Source organism: Candidatus Nitrosotalea sp. FS (assembly GCF_011319475.1).
Lineage (GTDB): Archaea > Thermoproteota > Nitrososphaeria > Nitrososphaerales > Nitrosopumilaceae > Nitrosotalea.
Window position 1 is genome coordinate 1 of record NZ_RCMC01000203.1, and the last position, 1,255, is coordinate 1,255.

General features: G+C 43.7%; 1 protein-coding gene. It reads right to left on the reverse strand.

The window, feature by feature from the left end; translation table 11 throughout:
• Positions 1-47: 47 nt before the first annotated feature.
• Entirely contained in the window at positions 48-1,160 is a 1,113-nt protein-coding gene (locus DYY66_RS07645) for a choice-of-anchor P family protein (RefSeq protein ID WP_166287745.1), read from the reverse strand.
• Between the last annotated feature and the right edge of the window lie 95 nt (positions 1,161-1,255).

Consider the following 1,255-nt stretch of genomic DNA (forward strand, 5'->3'; position numbering starts at 1 on the left):
TTATTACAAAATTAAAAAAAATAGGGATTAGATCTGAATAGATCTCATCAGGTGTGCAGTTGTATGTTACCGCCGCCGAGATAGTTACCTGTAGCATAGTACGGCGTTCCAGAAGGTGGACCTGAGCCATCAGTAGGACAACCTGTTGATGAAGCCCATTCCCATATGGCAAAGAAGTCAGTGTTTGTGCCAGGCTCTCCGTTATCTTGCACATAGACCTTGTAGCAGTATCCGGCTGCATTGTTGACCTCTGCGTCACCACTGAATATCCTGGAATTGTTATAGGGACCACAATTGTAGTATTGCACGTCTGTCGCGTTTATGGTTATGCCATATGTGTGGTCATTATAATCCAGGTTTCCACTTGGACTGGTTGCACCATTCATGTAACCTGCAACAAAACCAAATGTTCCCTTGTTTGGTGGTGGTTGTACCCAGCCTCCTCCTGTAGTATAATCAGCACAACTGGTTCCTAATCCATATGCATTGTGAACAAGACCAAGATTGAATAATGCACCAATTGTGGAAGTTGTGGTCGCACAGGAAACTGAACTCTTTGCACTGGAAATTATAACGTCAGTTCCGTCGGCAGTATGTACGTGTAATGCGTTCACTGTTATGCTGTTAGGGCTAACAATCTGCTCATTTATGGTGAGTTTCAATACCCCTGGTACTGTCACAACCTGGTTTGGCTGTCCAGTAACCTGAATGGTTTGTCCTGCCATGGTAAGATTAGTGATGCTGCTTGATCCTGAAACTCCGGAACATGTGGCTTTAGATTCTGCCATTGCAAAGTATGCAGTTATCTGGTTTGGACTACTTGGCAGTAAGACCAACTGGCCTAGTGCCGATTGGCTTTCCGCCTGCGAAGAACCCATGGCAACTGAGAGCAGTCCGTCTGCTGTTACTATAGGAGTCTGTATCGTTATAGGAGTCGCATCGATTTCATTTTTTTCTGATGATGCAAGTGAACCAGTGTCCATCGAAGTAATAGACCCAAGTGGTGAACTTATCGACAAGGCCGTGGCCCTCCCATCAACAGTTGAAGATGCATAAGCTTGGTTTACGGCTGGATCAATTATGCCTGTTACCAGAATCATTGCTGTAAATACCGCTGCAACTGAGAGTCCGAATCTAGTGTACTTGTTATTGATTGTCATTGATTTCTATCGTCACGATTTTTTATACTAGTAGTGCATGAATCTACGTTAACATTTGTATGTTAGATTATTCTGTTTTCCAAAAACAAGGTGGG